This window comes from Plantactinospora veratri, from assembly GCF_036421995.1.
Lineage (GTDB): Bacteria > Actinomycetota > Actinomycetes > Mycobacteriales > Micromonosporaceae > Plantactinospora > Plantactinospora veratri.
In genome coordinates this window covers 1-19,529 of the sequence record NZ_JAZGQL010000030.1, presented here as the reverse complement: position 1 = coordinate 19,529, position 19,529 = coordinate 1, and the positions used below count along the sequence as shown (strand labels likewise).

At 73.6% G+C, this 19,529-nt stretch carries 18 protein-coding genes; 3 read left to right on the top strand and 15 right to left on the bottom strand.

Annotated elements, in window-relative coordinates; translation table 11 throughout:
- Positions 1–22: 22 nt before the first annotated feature.
- The 4 genes from V1634_RS29355 to recO form a co-directional block, all read right to left on the bottom strand.
- Positions 23–2,011 carry a serine/threonine-protein kinase gene (locus tag V1634_RS29355; protein WP_331210971.1) on the bottom strand — a complete coding sequence of 663 codons (1,989 nt, stop codon included), beginning with the start codon at positions 2,009–2,011 and terminating at the stop codon, positions 23–25.
- A 225-nt stretch (positions 2,012–2,236) separates the two neighbouring features.
- Entirely contained in the window at positions 2,237–2,602 is a 366-nt protein-coding gene (locus tag V1634_RS29350) for a hypothetical protein (RefSeq protein ID WP_331210970.1), read from the bottom strand.
- Between the two features lie 297 nt (positions 2,603–2,899).
- Positions 2,900–3,712 (bottom strand): isoprenyl transferase, encoded by an 813-nt coding sequence (locus V1634_RS29345; protein WP_331211074.1) that lies wholly within the window; start codon positions 3,710–3,712, stop codon positions 2,900–2,902.
- A gap of 8 nt (positions 3,713–3,720) precedes the next feature.
- Positions 3,721–4,560 carry a DNA repair protein RecO gene (gene recO, locus V1634_RS29340; protein ID WP_331210969.1) on the bottom strand — a complete coding sequence of 280 codons (840 nt, stop codon included), beginning with the start codon at positions 4,558–4,560 and terminating at the stop codon, positions 3,721–3,723.
- Positions 4,561–4,738: 178 nt separating this feature from the next.
- Between recO and V1634_RS29335 the strand changes: the two genes are divergently transcribed.
- Positions 4,739–5,524, top strand: coding sequence for a DUF4097 family beta strand repeat-containing protein (locus V1634_RS29335; RefSeq protein WP_331210968.1), 786 nt, complete (start codon positions 4,739–4,741; stop codon positions 5,522–5,524).
- Here the strand turns inward: V1634_RS29335 and V1634_RS29330 are convergent.
- From V1634_RS29330 to V1634_RS29285, 10 genes are all read right to left on the bottom strand, one after another.
- Positions 5,505–6,602, bottom strand: coding sequence for an acyltransferase family protein (locus V1634_RS29330; protein ID WP_331210967.1), 1,098 nt, complete (start codon positions 6,600–6,602; stop codon positions 5,505–5,507). The genes V1634_RS29335 and V1634_RS29330 overlap by 20 nt on opposite strands.
- A gap of 147 nt (positions 6,603–6,749) precedes the next feature.
- Positions 6,750–7,406 carry an MOSC domain-containing protein gene (locus V1634_RS29325; RefSeq protein ID WP_331210966.1) on the bottom strand — a complete coding sequence of 219 codons (657 nt, stop codon included), beginning with the start codon at positions 7,404–7,406 and terminating at the stop codon, positions 6,750–6,752.
- Positions 7,407–7,511: 105 nt separating this feature from the next.
- Positions 7,512–8,351: an NAD-dependent epimerase/dehydratase family protein gene (locus V1634_RS29320; RefSeq protein WP_331210965.1), complete on the bottom strand. Its 840-nt coding sequence runs from the start codon at positions 8,349–8,351 to the stop codon at positions 7,512–7,514.
- A gap of 34 nt (positions 8,352–8,385) precedes the next feature.
- Entirely contained in the window at positions 8,386–9,402 is a 1,017-nt protein-coding gene (era, locus tag V1634_RS29315; protein WP_331210964.1) for a GTPase Era, read from the bottom strand.
- The gene (locus tag V1634_RS29310; protein WP_107263284.1) at positions 9,399–9,794 is read right to left on the bottom strand and encodes a cytidine deaminase; all 396 of its coding nucleotides are present in this window, start codon (positions 9,792–9,794) and stop codon (positions 9,399–9,401) included. Before V1634_RS29310 ends, era begins: the two co-directional genes overlap by 4 nt.
- A complete protein-coding gene (locus V1634_RS29305) occupies positions 9,787–11,220 on the bottom strand; it encodes a hemolysin family protein (protein WP_331210963.1) in 1,434 nt (477 codons plus the stop codon). The genes V1634_RS29310 and V1634_RS29305 overlap by 8 nt, the downstream gene beginning before the upstream one ends.
- The gene (ybeY, locus tag V1634_RS29300; RefSeq protein WP_107263286.1) at positions 11,220–11,687 is read right to left on the bottom strand and encodes an rRNA maturation RNase YbeY; all 468 of its coding nucleotides are present in this window, start codon (positions 11,685–11,687) and stop codon (positions 11,220–11,222) included. The genes V1634_RS29305 and ybeY overlap by 1 nt, the downstream gene beginning before the upstream one ends.
- A gap of 53 nt (positions 11,688–11,740) precedes the next feature.
- Entirely contained in the window at positions 11,741–12,802 is a 1,062-nt protein-coding gene (locus tag V1634_RS29295; RefSeq protein WP_331210962.1) for a PhoH family protein, read from the bottom strand.
- A gap of 365 nt (positions 12,803–13,167) precedes the next feature.
- Positions 13,168–14,559: a serine hydrolase domain-containing protein gene (locus V1634_RS29290; RefSeq protein ID WP_331210961.1), complete on the bottom strand. Its 1,392-nt coding sequence runs from the start codon at positions 14,557–14,559 to the stop codon at positions 13,168–13,170.
- Positions 14,560–14,699: 140 nt separating this feature from the next.
- On the bottom strand, positions 14,700–15,050 hold the full coding sequence (locus tag V1634_RS29285; protein WP_331210960.1) for a histidine triad nucleotide-binding protein: 351 nt from the start codon (positions 15,048–15,050) through the stop codon (positions 14,700–14,702).
- Positions 15,051–15,204: 154 nt separating this feature from the next.
- On the opposite strand from V1634_RS29285, the gene V1634_RS29280 reads away from it, so the two are divergent.
- On the top strand, positions 15,205–15,966 hold the full coding sequence (locus tag V1634_RS29280) for an SDR family NAD(P)-dependent oxidoreductase (RefSeq protein ID WP_331210959.1): 762 nt from the start codon (positions 15,205–15,207) through the stop codon (positions 15,964–15,966).
- 139 nt (positions 15,967–16,105) lie between these two features.
- Positions 16,106–18,640 carry a glycoside hydrolase family 3 protein gene (locus V1634_RS29275; protein WP_331210958.1) on the top strand — a complete coding sequence of 845 codons (2,535 nt, stop codon included), beginning with the start codon at positions 16,106–16,108 and terminating at the stop codon, positions 18,638–18,640.
- Positions 18,641–18,695: 55 nt separating this feature from the next.
- On the opposite strand, the gene V1634_RS29270 is transcribed toward V1634_RS29275, so the two are convergent.
- Positions 18,696–19,439 carry a 16S rRNA (uracil(1498)-N(3))-methyltransferase gene (locus V1634_RS29270; protein WP_331210957.1) on the bottom strand — a complete coding sequence of 248 codons (744 nt, stop codon included), beginning with the start codon at positions 19,437–19,439 and terminating at the stop codon, positions 18,696–18,698.
- Positions 19,440–19,529: the final 90 nt, after the last annotated feature.

The following is a 19,529-nucleotide window of genomic DNA, read 5'->3' as shown; positions in this document are numbered from 1 at the left end:
AACCCGGCCGGAGTGGGCCGGATCAGTCCAGGGTGGCGATCTCGACGTCGCCGAACGCGACCCGGTAGGACGGCTCCTGACCCGGGTCGGAGGTCGGATCGGAGAAGATGCCGAGCACCACCCGGCCGGCCACCGGCGCGTCGTCCCGGGCCGCGCCGATCTGCCGGCCGTCCTGATAGAAGCGGAGGTCCTCGCCGTCGGCGACCACGCCGACCCGGATCCGGCCGTTCGGCCGCCGATCCAGCGGGAAAGGGAAGTCGCCGGCCTCGAGCGCGGCATCGGGTCCGTGCCGCATCAGGTGGTACCCGTCGGCGCAGATCCGCAGCACGAACCCGCCCTGGTCGTCGGTGAACCGGAACCAGATCCCGGCGCAGCTGACCGGCTCGACCAGGATGACGTCGACCTCGGCCCGTACGTCGGTCCAGACCCGCTGCGGCCCCGGGCACCGGTACGGGCCGTCGCTCTGCTTGGAGACCACCAGTCCGCCGTCGAACTCGCAGCCGACCCGGTGCCGCTGGTCCGTCCTCGGTGACCAGAGGCCCGATCTGGTCAGCGGGTCGGCGATCACCACGCGGCCGGACGGCGGTGACCCGGCGGCCGGGCCGGCGGTCGGCGCGGAACTCGCCGGGCCGGGGCCACCGACCGTGGCGCCGGGGCCGGCGTTGGCCAGCGGGCCCGGCGGGGTCTGGCCGACTCCCGGCCGCTCCGCGCCCGGCGGCAGCACCCCGCTGGCGTAGCCGACGGTGACCGCCGCGCCGAGCAGTCCGACGAGCGCGAAGAGCGCGCTGGCGAGGGTTCCCCACCGGCCGCCTCCCCGACGGTCCGGTGCGGCGGGGGCGGCCGGCTGCCCGGACGGCGGCGCGGACTGGACCGCACCGGGCGGCCCGACGACGGCTCCCGGATCGGCCGCACCGGGGCTGACGGGCAGCGGGGTGTCCCGCACGACCAGCCCGTACGGGTTGCCGGCGAACCGGTCCGGGGTGCCGGGCGGGCTCGCCGTGCCGGACGGGCTCGCCGTGCCGGACGGGCTCGCCGTGCCGGACCCGGCCGCCGAGCGTCCGACCGGCGCGGTCTCGGCGAGCGGGCGCTGCTCGGTGACCGCCTGCGCCTGCTCGGCGGCGGCCAGCAGGTCCGGTTGCCTGACCAGCGTCTCGGCGACCTGGCCGGTCCGGCCCGGCCCGCCGGCCAGCAGCCGGTCCAGCAGGTCACGGGTGTTCGGCCGGCGGTGCGGCTCCTTGGCCAGCGCCAGTTCGACCAGTTCGCGCAGGGGTGCGGTCAACCCGTCGAGATCGGGCTCCTCCGTCATGATCCGTACTGCTGTCGCGGCCGGTGTCTCGGCGGCGAACGGGGTACGCCCGGTGCCGGCGTACGCCACCACGGCGCCCCAGGCGAAGACGTCCGCGGCCGGCGTGAGCACCCCCTTGGTCGCCGGCTCGAACCGTTCCGGCGCCATGTACGCCACAGTGCCGATCACCTGGTCGGTGCGGGTACCGGCGGCGGTACCGTGCATCGCGCGGGCGATCCCGAAGTCGATCACCTTTGGGCTGCCGGGCGGCAGCAGCACGTTGCTCGGCTTGAGGTCGCGGTGGATCACCCCGGCGCCGTGGATCGCGGTCAGCGCGGTCGCCATGCCGATCGCGAGTCCGTAGAGGTTGCCCGGGGTGAGCGGGCCACGGTCGGCGACCACTGTGGACAGGCTGGGGCCGTCGACGTACTCGACGACCAGGTAGGGCGGGTCGTGGTCGGGGTCGGCGTCGAGCACCTCGGCGGTGCAGAACGGCGGCACCTGCCGCGCCCGTTTCACCTCGCCCCGGAACCGGCGCCGGAACTCGGCGTCGTGCGCCAGGTCCGGCCGGATCACCTTGACCGCGACCGTCCGTCCATCGGCCAGCCGGGCCAGGTAGACGGTGCCCATGCCGCCCTCACCGAGCCGGCCGACCAGCTCGCACGGGCCGAGTTGGCGTGGATCGGTGGGCCGGAGCGGTTGTGCTCCGGCGACCTCGCCCGTCATCCCGACCCTCCACCGCCCCGCGGACCAGCCACCCCGTCACCGGAGGTCGAGTAAGTATCACATTGGATCAGCTCCATCGGGAGGCCGGCCGGTGCCACGGTGTACGGCAGGCTCGGCGGCAGGCTTCCCGGCGGGGCGGCGGCTCGGCGACGGGGCTCTTCCCGGACGGCGGACGGCGCCGGGCGGGTGGCCCGACGCCGTACCGTGCGGATCCGTGCGGCCGGCTCAGCTGCGCCGGAAGGCGTACTGGCGGGACGACGCGGCGCCCCGACCACGCCCGACACCGGTCGGGCCGCCGCCGTTGCGGATCGCCGGACCCGCCTTCGGCGCCACCGGTCGCTGGCGTGCCGGGCTGTCGTCACCCGGCAGCGCGATCGGAGCGCCGTCACCCGGCAGCGCGATCGGAGCGCCGTCACCCGGCAGCGCGATCGGAGCGCCGTCACCCGGCAGCGCGATCGGAGCGCCGTCACCCGGCAGCGCGATCGGGGTGGCGAGTTCGATCGAGTCGTCCACCGGGCGGCCGGGCCGGGCCGGGGAACCGCCCCTACCGGTCGAGCCGCTGGTCTTCCTGGACTTTCGTTTGGCAGGCATACGGTGTTCGCTCCTCCTGGTCGGGACCGCCCTGCTTGCGCAGCGGCAGCGGCGCGCGGGAATGGGATCTGCGGGAGTCCGTTCGCGGAGGTGTCACCGACCGGTGACGGGTCGCCGGAGAAGGCGGAACGGCACGGACGCCCGGAGCGCTCGCACCCGCGCCGCGCGAAACAGGCGGGGCGGGTCGGCTCGGATGAAGGGAGATCAGTACCGCATGTCTGGACCATAACCCGGTTCGCTCCCCGGGCGCACCCGTTTTTCGGCCCGAAGTCGAGCCGTCTTCCGCAGGGTCGGCGATCAGCCGTGTGCCGGTCCGGGTGCGACCGGGTTCGGCAGGGCACCTCCGAACCTGCGGTCCCGCTGCGCGTACAGCTCGCAGGCGTACCAGAGGTGCCGGCGGTCGAAGTCCGGCCAGAGGGTGTCCAGGTAGACCAGTTCGGCGTACGCGCTCTGCCAGAGCAGGAAGTTGGAGATCCGCTGCTCGCCGGAGGGGCGGAGGAACATGTCGACCGGCGGCACCTCGGGGTGGTAGAGGTACCGCGAGATCATCTTTTCGTTGACCTTGCCCGGATCCACCTTGCCGGCGGCGACGTCCCGGGCGATCGCGGCGGCCGCGTCGGCGATCTCGGCCTGCCCGCCGTAGTTGACGCAGAACTGGAGGGTCAGCGTCGAGTTGCCCCGGGACATCTCCTCGGCCGTCTGCAACTCCGAGATCACGCTCTTCCAGAGCCGACCGGCCCGCCCGGACCAGACGACCCGGACCCCCAGCTCCACCAACTGGTCCCGGCGGCGCCGGATGACGTCCCGGTTGAAGCCCATCAGGAAGCGCACCTCGTCCGGCGAGCGCCGCCAGTTCTCGGTCGAGAAGGCGTACGCCGACAGATAGGGGATGCCGAGTTCGATCGCGCCCTCGATGGTGTCGAAGAGGGAGTACTCGCCCTGCTCGTGCCCCTTGGTCCGGGGCAGTCCGCGCTGTTTGGCCCACCGCCCGTTGCCGTCCATCACCACCGCCACGTGCTTCGGTAGCGCCTCGACCGGCAGCGCCGGGGGGCGGGCCCCGGACGGGTGCGGGGTCGGTGGCACCGGGCCCCGACGGCCCCGGTTGGTCATCGCTCGGATCACTGTGCTTCCTTCGCTACGTCCGCCGGGTCGGGGCGCGGGACGTGCCGCGCCCGCTCCGTACGCTCACCGGTCGATCCCCTGTCGACCAGCGGCAAGGAGCGTAACCCCCGCTCCAGATGCCATTGCAGGTGCGCCGCTACCAGCCCGCTGCACTCCCGGCGGTGCGGCGAGTCGGCGGCGTCCGCCGTCCGCCAGTCCCCGGAGGCGAGCGCGGCCATCAGGTCGAGGGTGGCCGGCGCCGGATGGGCGGCGCCGGGCGGCCGGCAGTCCGGGCAGACACACCCCCCGGCGGGTACCGAGAACGCGCCGTGCCGGCCCGGCGTACCGCAGACCGCGCAGGCGACCAGCGCGGGTGCCCAGCCGGCCAGCCCCATCCCGCGCAGCAGGTAGGCGTCCAGCACCAGAGTGCTGGCGTGCTCCCCGTCGGCGAGTGCGCGCAGCCCGCCCAGGGTGAGCTGGAACAGCCGCAGCGACGGCTCCCGCTCGACCGGGGTGAGCCGCTCCGCCGTCTCGGCGATCGCGCTCGCCGCCGTGTAGCGGGGATAGTCGGTGACGAACGCCTTGCCGTAGAGCGCGATCCCCTCCACCTGGCTGATCGAGTGCAGTGAGCTGCCCTGCTCGCCCTTCGGGTCACCGGCGATCTGGAGGTCGACGTGGCCGAACGGCTCCAGCCGGGCACCGAACCGCGAGGTGGTCCGGCGTACCCCCCGGGCGACCGCCCGCAGCCGGCCGTGCTGGCGGGTCAGCAGGGTGATGATCCGGTCGGATTCGCCGAGTTTCTGGACGCGCAGCACCACCGCGTCGTCGCGGTAGAGCTGTCGGCGGTACCCGGGCACCCGCCCATTCTTCCCACTCACCCTCCGGGTGAAAGGAGGGGCCCCTTCTTATCGTTTTTTGTAGAGGAAGGGCCCCCTCCTTTCACCCCGACCCTGAGAACGGGCTCAGGGTCGGGCTCGGGGTGGCTGGGTGGCGGACCCGGATGTTCAGTTGGCCGCCGCGGCATACCCTTCGGCAATGCTGGTTTCCCGGAGCACCGCCCTGACCGGCGGGCTCGCCCTGGTCGCCCTGATCGCTCTGGCCGGCTGTGAAGGCTTCGCCGAGCAGCGCCTCACCTACGACCGGACCGAGGACGTGAAGATCACCGAGATCGAGGTGCTCCCCGGCGCCGGAGACGTCGTGATTCGCACCGGGGCGGTGCAGAACGTCCGGATCGAGCGGGTGGTGCAGTACCGCGGCCCCGAGCCGAACGACGCCACCTACCGGATCGACGGCACGAAGCTCGTCCTGGACACCGACTGCGGTAGGCACTGCGGAGTCTCCTACGACGTCCTCGCCCCGGCCGGGGTCGCGCTGCGCGGCGAGAACGGCTCCGGAAACGTCACCCTGACCGCGCTGACGACGGTCGACATCAAGATCGGATCCGGCGACATCTCGGTGACCGACGCGAGCGGCCCGGTACGCGTCGAGACCGGCTCGGGGGACATCCGGCTGAACCGGGTGCCCGGCACCGTCTCGGCGCGGGCCGGCTCGGGATCGATCGAGGGACGCTCGCTCGGCGCCGGAAAGGTGAACGCGGAGACGGGCTCCGGCGACATCTCGCTGGTCCTCGTCGCCGCCGGCTCGGTCCAGGCCAGCGCGTCGAGCGGCTCGATCGACGTGACCGTACCGGCCGGCGGCTACCGGGTGAGCGCACACGCCGACTCCGGCAATACCGACGTGCGGGTGCCGAACGACCCGGCCGCGAAGGCCGTACTCGACATGCGGACCGGCAGCGGCGACATCACCGTCCGGTCGAACTGAGGCTGGCGCGCTCGCCGGCCGTCGTACCCCGGGCGGGGCTCCTCCGGACCGCTGCCGTGGCGGCGCCGGCCGGCGCCCGGACGGTGCCGCCGGGCAGCAGGCACGGCGGGCGCCGGGCCGCCAGGTCCTCGACCCAGCCGAAGAGCGCGACCGCGACCGCCACCAGCACCGCGACGGCGGCCAGCCGGGCCGCCAAGCCGAGCGCGGAGGAATGGGCGAGCCCGAGCCCGGAGAGCAGTTCGTTGAGAGCGATCACGAAGGGCATGTGCCAGAGATAGACGGTCAGCGCCCGGGCGTTCAGCACGGTCACCGCCCGGCGCAGCGGCGCCCAGCGGTCGACCGGGGCGACCGTCGAGGGGGCAAAGCCGAAAACCAGCAACACGAACGCGACGGACCAGAGCGCGTTGCCCAGCGGTACGTCGTTCAGGTCGTAGCCGCGCGGCCCCTGGTGGCTCAGGGTCCAGGCGAGGCCGGCCACCCCGACCGGTACCGCGACGGTCAGCAGCAGCCGGCGGGACATCCGCCGCAGCAGCCCGTCGTGCTGGGCGAAGCCGAGCAGCCAGGCCCCGTAGTAGAGCCCGAAGTCGCGGAGCAGGCCCGGCGCCTCGGGATAGCCGAACTCGACGACGCCGAGCAGCAGGTACGGCGCGAGCAGCGTCGGCACCGGCCAGCGGCGGAACAGCCAGCGGGCCAGCGGCGAGACTCCGACGAACCACAGGTAGTCGCGCAGGTACCAGACCACGCTCAGCGCCAGCGCCCCCCAGGTGTTGGCGGGCGGGTCGGCCAGCGGCAGCACCCAGAAGACGAGCCGCCAGGACGGCGCCAGGCCGGTGAGCAACATGGCGGGTACGAAGAGCAGCGCCACCAGCCAGAGCGACGGCAGCAGTCGACGCAGCCGACGGCCGACGGCCGACACGCCCCAGCGGTCGAGGGAACTGGCCATCAACGCCCCGGCGAGCGCGAACATCACCGACATGGCCGGGAACGCCAGGGTGAGGAAGGCCCAACCGGTGACGTGGTAGACGACGACTCGGGCGATGGCAAGACAGCGGAGCAGGTCGTAGTACCGGTTTCGCATCAGCCTGACTTGTGGCCGGGAGGAGGGGACAGGATCTTCGTACCCCGCATCCCCGCCCGGACAACCGATTCCGTAGAGGTTCCGCGATGAACGCTCCGGGAATTCGCGGCGAACAGCCCGCAGCCGCCGTCACGGACGCCTACCGGGTCAGCCGCCCAGCCGTCGCCTGACCTCCTCGCGCAGCTCCTCCGGCGCCTCCTCGACGGCCAGCAGCCGGTGCAGCAGTTCCGGCTCGGTCATCCAGGCCCGGAAGCCCTCGGCGACCGTCACCCCGTGCTCCGGCCGGTGCGACACCGTCACCTCGTCGCCGGCGCTCACCTGCCCCGGCCGCACCACCCGGAGGTACGCCCCGGGCCGGGCCGCCTGGGTGAACCGCTTCAGCCAGCGCGGCAGCCCCATCTTGACCTGGAAGGTGGCGCACGGGATCCGGCCGAACGTGGTCTGCAACACCAACTCGGAGCCGACCTGCCACTGCTCGCCGAGCACCGCCCCGTTCACGTCGAGCCCGATCGTGGTCAGGTTCTCGCCGAAGAGGCCGCCGGGGAGCGGGCGCCCCAGCTCCGCCTCCCACCAGTCGTAGTCCTCCCGGGCGTACGCGTACACCGCCTGGTCGTCGCCGCCGTGGTGCGCCAGGTCGAAGATCTGGTCACCGACCAGGCCGCTGCCCAGCCCCACCTTCTTCGGCCCGGGTGAGCGGACCAGCACCGGCCCGTCCACCGGACGCTTGTTGATGCCGGTGGTCCCGACCGCCTTGGCGCTGTTCGGCTCCGGCACGGCCAGGTTGACGGAGAGGACTTTTCCCATGGGTCCGAACCCTACCCAGTGCCGTCCTTCGACAGACACCGATTTCATGCGCTGCCCGAGGGCCGGACGTCACCGGTCCGGGACGGTCGACTCCGATCCGTCGGGTCAGCGCCGCTCGCCGAGCGAATAGACACAGAACTGCGCGCCGACCAGACCGGCGGTGGCCTCCTCGCCCTCGAGCGGGCGCGCCCGGTCGGCGTACGGCTCGGCGTCGTCTTCGGGTTCGTACCCGATCTCCCGCCCCTCGGCCAGCGACCACCACCGCCGGCTGTTCCGGCTGATCCCCCAGAGCAGCCGGAAACCGGTGGCGTCCGACCGCAGGCAGGCGTCGACCAGCCGGGCACAGTCGTCCGGGGAGATCCAGTTCTCCAGCCCGCTGATCCCCGGCGGTTCGGGAAAGCACGCGCCGAGCCGCAGCGCGAAGACGGTCATGCCGAACCGGTCGGCGTAGAGGCTGCCGAGCGACTCGACGGCCGCCTTGGACCAGCCGTAGTAGGTGTTCGGGCGGGGCGGCACCGTCGCCGGCACCCCGTCCGGCCCGGTCGGTGCCGGTACGCCGGCCGGCTCCGGCCGGCTGCCGGCCCGGCGGTACCAGCCGGCCGCGTGGATCGACGAGGCCAGCACCACCCGGGGTACCCCGGCCGCGCGGGCCGCCTCCAGCAGGCTCTGGGTGCCCGCCACGTTCACCCGGAGCAGTTCCGCGAAGGTGTCCTCGCCGGGAATCGCGGCCAGGTGCAGTACGGCGTCGACGCCGGAACAGGCCGACGCCAGCGCCACCGGGTCGTGCAGGTCGGCGCGGACGATCTCCACCGGTTCGCCGGGCGCCGCCGGAGGCTGCTCGGCGATGTCGAGCAGCCGCAGGAACCGTTCCGGGCCGGCCAGCCGGGGCCGGAGCAGCCGTCCGACCCGTCCGGCCGAGCCGGTGACCAGTAGACGTGCCGGCATCCGCGTCCCCTCCCCCGCCGATCCGCAGCCGGGCTCAGAAGCCGAGCTTGCGGAGTTGCTTCGGATCCCGCTGCCAGTCCTTGGCGACCCGGACGTGCAGGTCGAGATAGACCCGGGTGCCGAGCAGTTCCTCGATCTGCTGCCGGGCCCGGATGCCGACGTCCTTGAGCCGGCTGGCCCGGGCACCGATCACGATCGCCTTCTGGCTGGAGCGTTCCACGTAGACGTCAGCGTAGATCTTCATCAGCCGGTCCTCGGGGATCATCTCCTCGACCACCACCGCGATCGAGTGTGGCAGCTCGTCCCGAACCCCCTCCAGAGCCGCCTCCCGGATCAGCTCGGCGACCAGGATCTGCTCCGGCTCGTCGGTGAGCATGTCGTCCGGATAGAGCTGCGGCGAGGACGGCAGGTAGCCGGTCATCACGTCGACCAGGGTGTCCACCTGGTGGCCGGAGACCGCGCTGACCGGTACGACCTCGGCGAAGTCGCCCAGTTCGCTGACCGCGAGCAACTGCTCGGCCAGCCGCTTCCGGTCCACCAGGTCGGTCTTGGTGACCACCGCCAGCACCTTGGCCTTCAACTCGGCCAGCTCACCGGTGATGAACCGGTCGCCCCGGCCGATCGGCTCGTCCGCCGGGATGCAGAGGCCGATCACGTCGACCTCGCTCCAGGTCTGCCGGACCAGGTCGTTGAGGCGCTCGCCGAGCAGGGTGCGCGGCCGGTGCAGCCCGGGAGTGTCCACGAGCACGAGCTGCGAGTCCGGCCGGTGCAGTACGGCCCGGATCACGTGCCGGGTGGTCTGCGGCTTGTTGGAGGTGATCGCGATCTTCTGCCCGACGATCGCGTTGGTCAGGGTCGACTTGCCGGCGTTCGGCCGCCCGACGAAGCAGGCGAACCCGGCCCGGTAACCGGCCGCCTGGCCGGTGGAGCGCTGACTCGCCGCCTGGCCGGCGGAGCGGCTGCCGACTCTCTGGCCGGCGGAGCGGCTGCCGACTCTCTGGCCGGCGGAGCGGCCGTCGGCGTTCTGGCCGGCGGAGCGGGGTGCGGTCACTCCAGCACCGTGCCGAGCAGGGTGCCGTCCGGGGCGGCGACGTGGATCGGCGCGTCCGCCGCGAGGTCTCGGACGGCGGCGTGCCCGGCGCCGTCCAGCGTCGACGCCTCGGTCACCACCGCGCCGGCCTCCAGCCGGGTCGCTCCGGCGGCGACCGCCGAGGCGACCGCGAGCTGCAACGCGGTGATGGTCAGCGACGGCAGCGAGACACTGGCGGCGGCGTACGTCCGGCCGTCCTGGTCGCGTACTGCCGCGCCCTCCACCGCGCCGACCCGGCCCCGGGCACCCCGGGCCAGGACCACCAGCTTGGTGTCCTCGGCGGTCAGTTCGACCGTCGCCGACGGGGTGTGCCCACCGACCGGGGCGGTCGGTGGGGCGGACGGGTCAGGCATCGGCGGGTTGCCTCTCCTCGGCCCGGGAGTGCTGCTCCCGGGTGCTCTGCATGCCCCGGGACTCGGGGTCGGTGGCGGTCTGCTGCTGCTCCGGCTCGTCGGCCTCGGTGAGCCGGCGGACCAGTACGGAGTCGATGTGGTTGCGTCGGCCGGTGGTGCCCTCGGCGATCAGCCGCAACCCGCCCACGTCGGCCGAGGCACCGGGCAGCGGCACCCGGCCGAGGGACTGGGCGAGCAGCCCGCCGACGGTCTCCACCTCGTCGGCCGGCAGCTCGACGTCGAACAGCTCGCCGAGATCCTCGACCGGCAGCCGGGCGGTGACCCGCACCTGGCCGTCGTCGAGGCGCTCGACCGGCGGCCGTTCCACGTCGTACTCGTCGGTGATCTCGCCGACGATCTCCTCCAGGATGTCCTCGATGGTGACCAGCCCGCCGGTGCCGCCGTACTCGTCGACGACGATCACCATGTGGGTGCGCGCGGCCTGCATCTCGGAGAGCAGGTCGTCGACCGGCTTCGACTCGGGTACGAAGGTGGCGGTACGCATCACCTCGGAGACCGGCCGCTCGGCGGCGGCGGGGTCGTCGCCCTGGGTATGCCGGATCACGTCCTTGAGATAGAGCACCCCGAGCACGTCGTCCACGCTGTCGCCGATCACCGGGATCCGGGAGAAGCCGGAGCGGAGGAAGAGCACCAGCGCCTGCGGCAGCTTCTTGTGCGCCTCGATCCAGACCATCTCGGTACGCGGCACCATCACCTCGCGGACGATGGTCTCGCCGAGCGCGAAGACGGAGTGGATCATCTGCCGTTCGCCGTGCTCGACCACGCCGCGCTGCTCGGCGAGGTCGACCAGCTCGCGCAGCTCGACCTGGGTGGCGAACGGGCCCTCCCGGAAACCGCGCCCCGGGGTCACCGCGTTGCCGATCAGGATCAGCAGCGAGGCGAGCGGGTTGAGCACCCGGCCCAGCCAGCGGACCAGCGGCGCGGTGACCCGGCCGACCGTGTAGGCGTGCTGCCGGCCGATGGTGCGCGGCGCCACGCCGACCACCACGAAGCTGACCACGGTCATCGCGCCCGCGGTGACCAGGGCGGCGGTCCAGCCGGCGCCGAAGGTGTCCACCGCGACGAGCGCGACCAGCACGGTCGCGGTCAGTTCGCAGAGCAGCCGCAGCAACAGCAGCAGGTTGATGTGCCGGACCGCGTCGGCGGCGACGACCTGGAGGGTACGCGCACCGCGTACGCCGTCCCGGGCCAGCTCACCGGCCTGGGCCGGGGAGACGGCGCCGAGCGCGGCGTCGGCCATCGCGAAGATGCCGGCGAGCACCACCAGGCCGGCGGCGAAGAAGAGCAGTGCGAGATCGGGTAGGCCGCCCGGGGCGCTGACGGTGGACGCCAGCGACGCGGGCAGCGCGGCTAAATGACCAGGCATCACTGGGTCCGGGTCGCGCGCCAGCTGTCCAGGAGCCGCGCCTGTAGCGCGAACATCTCCCGTTCCTCCTCCGGTTCGGCGTGGTCGTAGCCGAGTAGGTGCAGTACGCCGTGCACGGTCAGCAGGTGCAGCTCGTCGGCGGCCGAGTGCCCGGCGGTGGCGGCCTGCTTGGCGGCGACCTCCGGGCAGAGCACGATGTCGCCGAGGAGCGCCGGCTCACCGCCGTTGACCTCGCCGGGCCCGTGGTCGACGCTGCCCTCGTCCATCGGGAAGGCGAGTACGTCGGTCGGGCCGTCCCCACCCATCCAGCGGTGGTTCAGCTCGGTCATGTAGTCGACGTCGACGAGCAGCACCGACAGCTCGGCGAGGGAGTTCACTCCCATCTCGTCGAGGGCGTGCCGGGCCACGGCGAGCACCGCGTCGGTGTCGACGCTGCTCCCCGACTCGTTGGCGATCTCGATGGACAACTGGTTCCCCTGGTGAACTGTCGAAAGCTGTGGTGGCCGCACTGTCGTCCGGTCTAGCGGCGCCGGCCGGTCCGGCCGCCGTGCGCGGTCCGTCCCGGTACGGCGTGCACGCCCTGGCCCTGCTGCTGGGACTCCCGCTCGGCGTCCCAGCGGGCGTACGCGTCCACGATGTCACTGACCAGCCGGTGCCGCACGACGTCGGAGCTGGAGAGTTGGGAGAAGTGCACGTCCTCCACGCCCTCCAGGATCTCGCGTACGGCGCGCAGGCCGCTGGTCGTGCCGCCGGGGAGGTCGACCTGGGTCACGTCCCCGGTCACCACGATCTTGGAGCCGAAGCCCAGCCGGGTGAGGAACATCTTCATCTGCTCGGGCGTGGTGTTCTGCGCCTCGTCCAGGATGATGAAGGCGTCGTTGAGCGTCCGACCCCGCATGTACGCCAGCGGCGCGACCTCGATCGTCCCGGCGGCCATCAGCTTGGGGATGGAGTCCGGGTCGAGCATGTCGTGCAGCGCGTCGTAGAGCGGCCGCAGGTAGGGGTCGATCTTCTCGTGCAGGGTGCCGGGCAGGAAGCCGAGCCGCTCGCCCGCCTCGACCGCCGGCCGGGTCAGGATGATCCGGTTCACCTGCTTGGCCTGGAGCGCCTGCACGGCCTTGGCCATCGCCAGGTAGGTCTTGCCGGTACCGGCCGGGCCGATGCCGAAGACGATGGTCTTGCCGTCGATCGCGTCGACGTACCGCTTCTGGCCCAGCGTCTTGGGCCGGATGGTCCGGCCGCGCCGGGACAGGATGTTGAGGGTCAGCACCTCGGCGGGGCGCTCGGTGCCGCCCTGCTCGATCATGCCGAGGGTACGCCGCACGGCGTCGGTGGTCAGTGTCTCGCCCTTCTCGATCAACTCGAGCAGCTCGGTGAAGAGCCGTTCGGCAAAGGCGTTGTCGCCAGGGGCACCGGTCAGGGTGATCTCGTTTCCCCGGACGTGCACGTCACTGGGGATCGACCGCTCGATCAGTCGCAGGATCTCGTCGCCCGCGCCGAGCAGATTAACCATGATCTTGGGGTCTGGGACCGTGATCCTGGTCTGCACCCGGGGCTGCCCGGGGGGTGGGGTACCGGTCATGGGTCGGGCCCGAGGCCCTGTGCCACCTGCTTCCGATCTCGGTGCCGCTGCGCCGTCGGGAATCTCCCGACCGGTCGCGCGACGTGCGGACGTTGGAGTCATCGTATCTGTTCAACGCCGACGGCACGCTGCCCATTTCCGCCACCGATCACCGGCCTGGGCAGGTCGTGCCGCACCCCGCCCGGCGCCGGGGCCGGCCGGACCGACCCCGCCCGGCGAGACCGGTCCGGCCGATCGCCTCGCCGACCGGCCGGCACAGCCGCCGACCTGGACAACCCGCGCACAACGGGACGCCGGTGACGCCGCTCCGGTACAGCTCGGGGCCGGACTCGCGCGTCGGCGCGGCACCGGACGACGTACCACCGTCAGCTCGCGCGGAAGTCGAAGCGGTCGAAGGTCTCCTGGTGCCGGGTGAAGCGGTAGGTGGCCCAGTGCATCCTGACCACCTCGCCCCGGTCGTCCCGGGTCAGCCGGAGCAGCTCGCCGACCTCCCGGCCGGAGACCGTACGCAGCACGTCCGGCCGATCCGGCAACGGTGCGAAGACGGCCGGCGGCTTTCCGGCCGGATCGGCGGCGCCCCGGGCCCGCAGGGCGCCGTCCCGCCACGAGAAGACGTACTCGAAGCCCTCGCCCCACCAGCGGCCGAGCAGCCCACGGTACGCCTCGGGAGCCGGCTCGCCCGGAGTCCACGGCACGATGTCGGCGGGATCGTCCTGGGCCGAGGCGGCCAGGAGCTGGTGCGCCAGGTCGTTCACCGCCACGCCGGTACCGGAGGATCCGAGCACCGCACAACCCATCGCCCCCGGGGTGCCGGGACCGCCACGCCGGCCGTAGACGCTGGCCAGGAAGCCGGGCATGGCGCCGTCGTGGCCGACGTGGGTGATCCGCTCGGCGGCGCCCGACGCGTCCCGCTGGGGCAGCAGGATCAGTCCCAGCCCGAACCCGGCGGCCCAGAGCGACTCGTCGGTCACCGTCAGCGGCCAGCGCATCTCGTCGAGGGTGGTCGACCGGAGCACCGCGCCGGCCGGGTCCACCGCCGCCGGATCGGCCAGGAACGCCGCCCAACGCGCCATGTCGGGTGCGGTGCTCCAGAGCTGCGCGGCCGGCCCGACCGCGCCGAGGTCGGTGTTCGGCTCCGGCCGGGCATGGTCGGAGTAGGCGTCGACCAGGAAGCCGGTCGCCGCGCCCGCCGGAGGGTGCGTGACGGTGTCGGCCAGCCCGAGCGGACCGAGTACCCGCTCGGCGAGCACCTCCGCCCAGGTACCGCCACGCAGCCGGGCGACCGCCTGGCCGAGCAGCGCGGCGCCGAGGTTGGAGTAGTGGAAGCGGCGGGCCGGCGGGAGCACCCGTTCCGCCCGGGCCAGGTCGGCGAGGAACTCGCCGAGTTCGGTGGTGTGCAGGGTGTCCCACACGTCGCCGTACGGCTCGCGCTGCACCCCGGAGGTGTGCGACAGCAGCCGGCGTACGGTCAGTTCGCCGTGCGCCGGTACGTCGAGGTGCGCGCCGATCGGATCGTCCAGGTCGAGCAGGCCGTCGTCCCGGCACTGCATCACGAGTACGGCGGTGAAGGTCTTCGTCACCGAGCCGATCCGGAACGCCGTACCGGGACCCAGCGGCGCGTCGTTGCCGGTGGTGCCGACCGTGCAGGTCCGCAGCGGCCGATCGGCCCGGTGCAGCGCGGCGGAGACCGCCGGAATCCGGGACTCCGCCTGCGCCTGCCGGACCAGCCGCTCGAACCGTCCGTCACCCTCGGCCACGATGCCCCCTCGCCGACGATCCCTTCGCCAAGATCACGGATCATACGCCCGTCCACCTGGCCGTTCCCGCTGGCCACCGGCCCGACCGGCCCGCGCGAGGTTCCCCGGACCGGGTGGGCCGGGGCGGGGGAAAGACGCGCTCAGCGGGCCAGCATCGGCCCCAGCGGCTCGCCGCCGAGCACGTGGGCGTGGGCGTGGAAGACCTCCTGCCCGCCGTACGGGCCGGTGTTGAAGATCAGCCGGAACCCGTCGGCGGCCAGTCCCTCGGTCTCGGCGACCACCGCGGCCGTGCCGAGCACGGCGCCGGCCAGCCCCGGATCGGCCTCGGTCAGGGTCACCACGTCGGCGTAGTGCTCCTTCGGGATCACCAGCACGTGCACCGGCGCCTTCGGATCGATGTCCCGGAAGGCGAGCGTGGTCTCGGTCTCCCGGACGACGGTGGCCGGGATCTCGCCCGCGACGATCCGGCAGAACAGGCAGTTGGTCTCCATCGTCGCCATCGTAGGGGCTGCCCCTGCCCGGCGCGGTCAGGCCGGCGCGCCGCGCACCGGCCCGACCGGCGCAGGGTGCGGCACGGCCCGACCGGCGCAGGCTGCGGCACGGCCCGGTCGCCCCGACCCGGGCGGCGACCGGCATCATGACCGGATGACTGGACGAGCGGTGCTGGTGACGGGGGCGTCCCGGGGAATCGGACGGGCGGTGGCGGTGGCGTTCGCCGCCGGAGGCGATCGGGTGGCGGTGCACCACCGCGACTCGGCCCCGCTGGCCGAGCAACTCGTCGCGGCCCTGCCCGGCGAGGGGCACGTGGTGGTCCGGGCCGACCTGGCCGACCCGGAAGAGGTACGCGCGATGGTCGACGACGCGGCCGAACGGCTCGGCGGCCTGGACGTACTGGTGAACAACGCCGGGGTCTTCGGCAGCGCGGACGCCGGGCACCCGCTCTTCGAGTCCTCCTACGAGCAGTGGCAGCAACAGTGGCGCCGCACGCTCGACGTCAACCTGCTCGGCGCGGCCAACACCATCTGGTGTGCCGCCCGGCACCTGCCGCGGCCGGGCGGCCGGATCGTCAACGTCTCGTCCCGGGGCGCGTTCCGGGGCGAGCCGACCCAGCCGTCGTACGGCGCCAGCAAGGCCGGGCTGAACTCCCTCGGCCAGTCCCTCGCGGTGGCGCTGGCCCCGTACGGCATCGCGGTCGCCACGGTCGCGCCCGGCTTCGTCGAGACCGACATGACCAACGAGCACCTCAAGGCGCCGCGCGGCGACGCGATCCGGGCGCAGAGCCCGTTCAACCGGGTCGCCCGGCCGGAGGAGATCGCCGCCGCCGTGCACTGGCTCGCCTCGCCCGAGGCGGAGTGGGCCTCCGGCACCATCGTGGACCTCAACGGCGCCTCCTACCTGCGCACCTGACCGCCGCCGCCGGGCCGTCGACCCGCGCCCCGGCGGCGTCGTCCGGAGTCGTCCGGAATCGGACGCTGGTCGTCGGGCGGCGGTCGGCGGCCAGGACTGGCAGGATGATCGATATCCGGCCGGTGGAGGGGGCGCGACGATGACGGTGGATCGGCGGGACACGGCGGAGGCCGACGGAGTGACGGCCGGCGGAGTGACGGCCGGCGGAGTGACGGCCGGCGGAGTGACGGCCGGCGGCGCGGACGCGGTGGCCGACCCGGCGGAGGCGGTACTCGAACGGGCGCTCGCCGCGCTCGACCTGGAGACCAAGGTCCGGCTCCTCTCCGGCCAGGACTTCTGGACCCTGCCGGCCGTACCCGAGATCGGGCTCCGCTCGCTGGTGATGTCGGACGGTCCGATCGGGGTACGCGGCGTCCGCTGGGCCCCGGACAACCCGTCGATCGCCCTGCCCAGCCCGACCGCGCTGGCCGCCACCTGGGATCCGGAGCTGGCCCGGCAGGCGGGCCGGGTGCTCGGGGCCGAGTGCCGGCGCAATGAGATCCACCTGCTCCTCGCCCCCACCGTCAACCTGCACCGCAGCCCGCTCGGCGGCCGGCACTTCGAGTGCTATTCGGAGGATCCGCTGCTCAGTGCCGAGATCGGCGTCGGCTACGTCACCGGCGTGCAGGATCTCGGCGTCGGGGCCACGGTCAAGCACCTGGTCGCCAACGACTCGGAGACGGAACGGATGACCGTGGACGTCCGGGTCTCCGAGCGGGCACTCCGGGAGCTCTATCTCGCTCCGTTCGAACGGATCGTCGCCGCCGGGGTCTGGGCGGTGATGGCCGCGTACAACGGGGTCAACGGGCACACCATGACCGAGCACGCCGGCTTGCTCCGGGACCTGCTCAAGCGGGAGTGGGGCTTCGACGGGATCGTGGTCTCCGACTGGACGGCGGCGCGGAGCACCGAGGCGTCCGCGAACGCCGGACTCGACGTGGTGATGCCGGCCGCCGGCGACCCGTGGGGCGCCGCGCTGGTCGCCGCCGTCCGGGCCGGCACGGTCGCCGAGGCGGAGGTGGACGACAAGGTACGCCGGGTGCTCCGGCTCGCCGGGCGGGTCGGGCTGCTCGACGGCGTACCCCCGGCGGTGGCCCCGGCCGACCGGCCGCGCCCGCCGGACGGCGCCGCCCTGGCGCACGCGGTGGCGGTCCGCTCCTTCGTGCTGGCCCGCAACGACGGCGGCCTGCTGCCGCTCGACCCGGGCGCGCTGCGCCGGGTCGCGGTGCTCGGCGCGCTCGCCGACGACGCGCGGATCCAGGGCGGCGGCAGTGCCCTGGTCGTGCCGCCGCACGCCATCTCCCCGCTCGCCGGGCTGACCGCCGCGCTCCCCGACGCCGACCTCGACTACGCGGTCGGCGCCGACCCCCGGCTCCGGCTGCCGGCAGCCGGCGGGGTGGCCTGGACCCCGATCACCGCTACCCTGCGCGACGCCGACGGCCGGGAGCGCTACCGGACGGAGCTGGACCGGGCAACGGTGCGCTGGATGGGTGACCTGCCGGACGGGCTGCCGCCGGAGGACCTGGCCAGCATCGAACTCAGCGCCGTGCACACGCCGCTGCGCAGCGGCACCGCCCGGCTCGCGGTCGAGGGCTTCGGGGTCCTCACCCTCGCCGTGGACGGCACGGAACTCTTCGCCGGCCCGCTCTACGAGCCGTCGGAGGAGCCCGGCACCGTCTTCCGGGCCACCGTGGAGCGCCGGTTCGAGATCGCCGTACGCGCCGGTGAGCCGGTCGAGGTACGACTCACCCGGCGGATGGTCGACGGCGAACACCCGGGCTTCGTCTCGTTCACTCTCGGTCACGCCGAGCCTGCGGTCGCCCCGGACGACGCCCTGCTCGACGAGGCGGTCCGGATCGCCGCCGACGCCGACGTGGCGGTGGTGGTCGTCGGCACCACCGAGGAGGTGGAGTCGGAGGGGTTCGACCGGAGCACGCTGGCGCTGCCGGGCCGGCAGGACGAGCTGGTCCGGCGGGTGGCGGCGGCCAATCCCCGGACGGTGGTGGTGGTCAACGCCGGCTCACCGGTGCTGATGCCCTGGGCCGACGAGGTGGCGGCGATCCTGCTCACCTGGTTTCCCGGGCAGGAGGCCGGGGTGGCGCTCGCCGACGTACTGCTCGGCCGGGCGGAACCGGGCGGACGGCTCCCCACCACCTGGCCACGTCGCGCCGAGGACTGCCCGGCGCTTCCCACCACCCCGGTCGACGGGGTGCTCGACTACACCGACGGGATCTTCGTCGGCTACCGGGGCTGGCGGGCCGCACCGCTCTTCCCGTTCGGGCACGGCTTCGGCTACACCGACTGGGCGTACGAGTCACTGGCCGTCGAGGAAGGGGCGGAGGGGCCGGTCGCGGTGGTCACCGTCCGCAACGCCGGCCACCGTCCCGGCCGCGAGGTGGTGCAGGTGTACGTCGGCCCGGAGACCGCCGAGCCGGACCGTCCGGTCCGCTGGCTGGCCGGCTTCGCCGCTGCCGAGGCGGCCCCCGGCGAGGCGGCGACCGTCCGGGTGCCCCTGCCGGCACGCACCTTCCAGGCATGGCAGCCGGACGGCTGGCGGACCCTTCCCGGCCGTTACCGCGTCGAGGCCGCACGCAGTGTCGCCGACATCCGCCTGTCCAGCCCCGTCGACATCTGACTGACGATAGGAAGGGCCCCTTCTTCTACAGAAAACGATAAGAGGGGGCCCTTCCTTACCAGCGGGCGAGGCGGGTGGAGAGGACGGCGAGGGCGGCGACTCCGGCGGTCGAGGTCCGCAGCACCTCGGGGCCGAGCCGGACCGGTACGGCACCCGCCGAGGTCAGCGCCGCCAGCTCGGCCGGCGACACACCGCCCTCGGGGCCGACCACCAGCACGATGTCGCCGGAGGGTGGCAGGTCGGCGGTGCCGAGCCGGGCCTCCGCCTCCTCGTGCAGCACGAAACCGGCCGCCGCGTCGGCGACGCGCCGGGCCACCGCCCGGGTCGACTCGTCCGGCGCCTGTGCCGACCCGGCGACCGTCGGCAGCCAGGCCCGGCGCGCCTGCTTCGCCGCCTCCCGGGCGGTCGCCGCCCAGCGGTCCCGGGCCCGGGCGCCCCGGTCGCCGCGCCACTGCGCCACCGAGCGCTCCGCCGCCCAGGGCACGATCTCGTCCACCCCGACCTCGGTCATCGCCTGTACGGCCAGCTCGGCCCGGTCGCCCTTGGCGATGCCCTGCACCACCACCAGCCTCGGGTCGGGCGGGTCGACGTACCGCCGGGAGGTGACCGAGGCGGTCAGGGTGCCCCGGCCGACGGCGGTGACCACGGCGGTCAGGGTGCCGCCGCGCCCGTCGGCGAGCAGCAACTCCTCGCCGGTACGCAGTCGCTGCACGGTCGCGGCGTGGTGCCCCTCCGGACCGTCCAGCGTGACGGAGTCGTCCGACGGCAGCGACTCGACCAGGAACAGCGGCGCGCTCACGGCGAGCAGGTTAGCGGGTCGTGCGGGCGGCCCCGCGCGCCCGCCGGGCCCCCCCCCCCGCGGGGGGAGCCGGGCGGGGGGGGGGGGGGT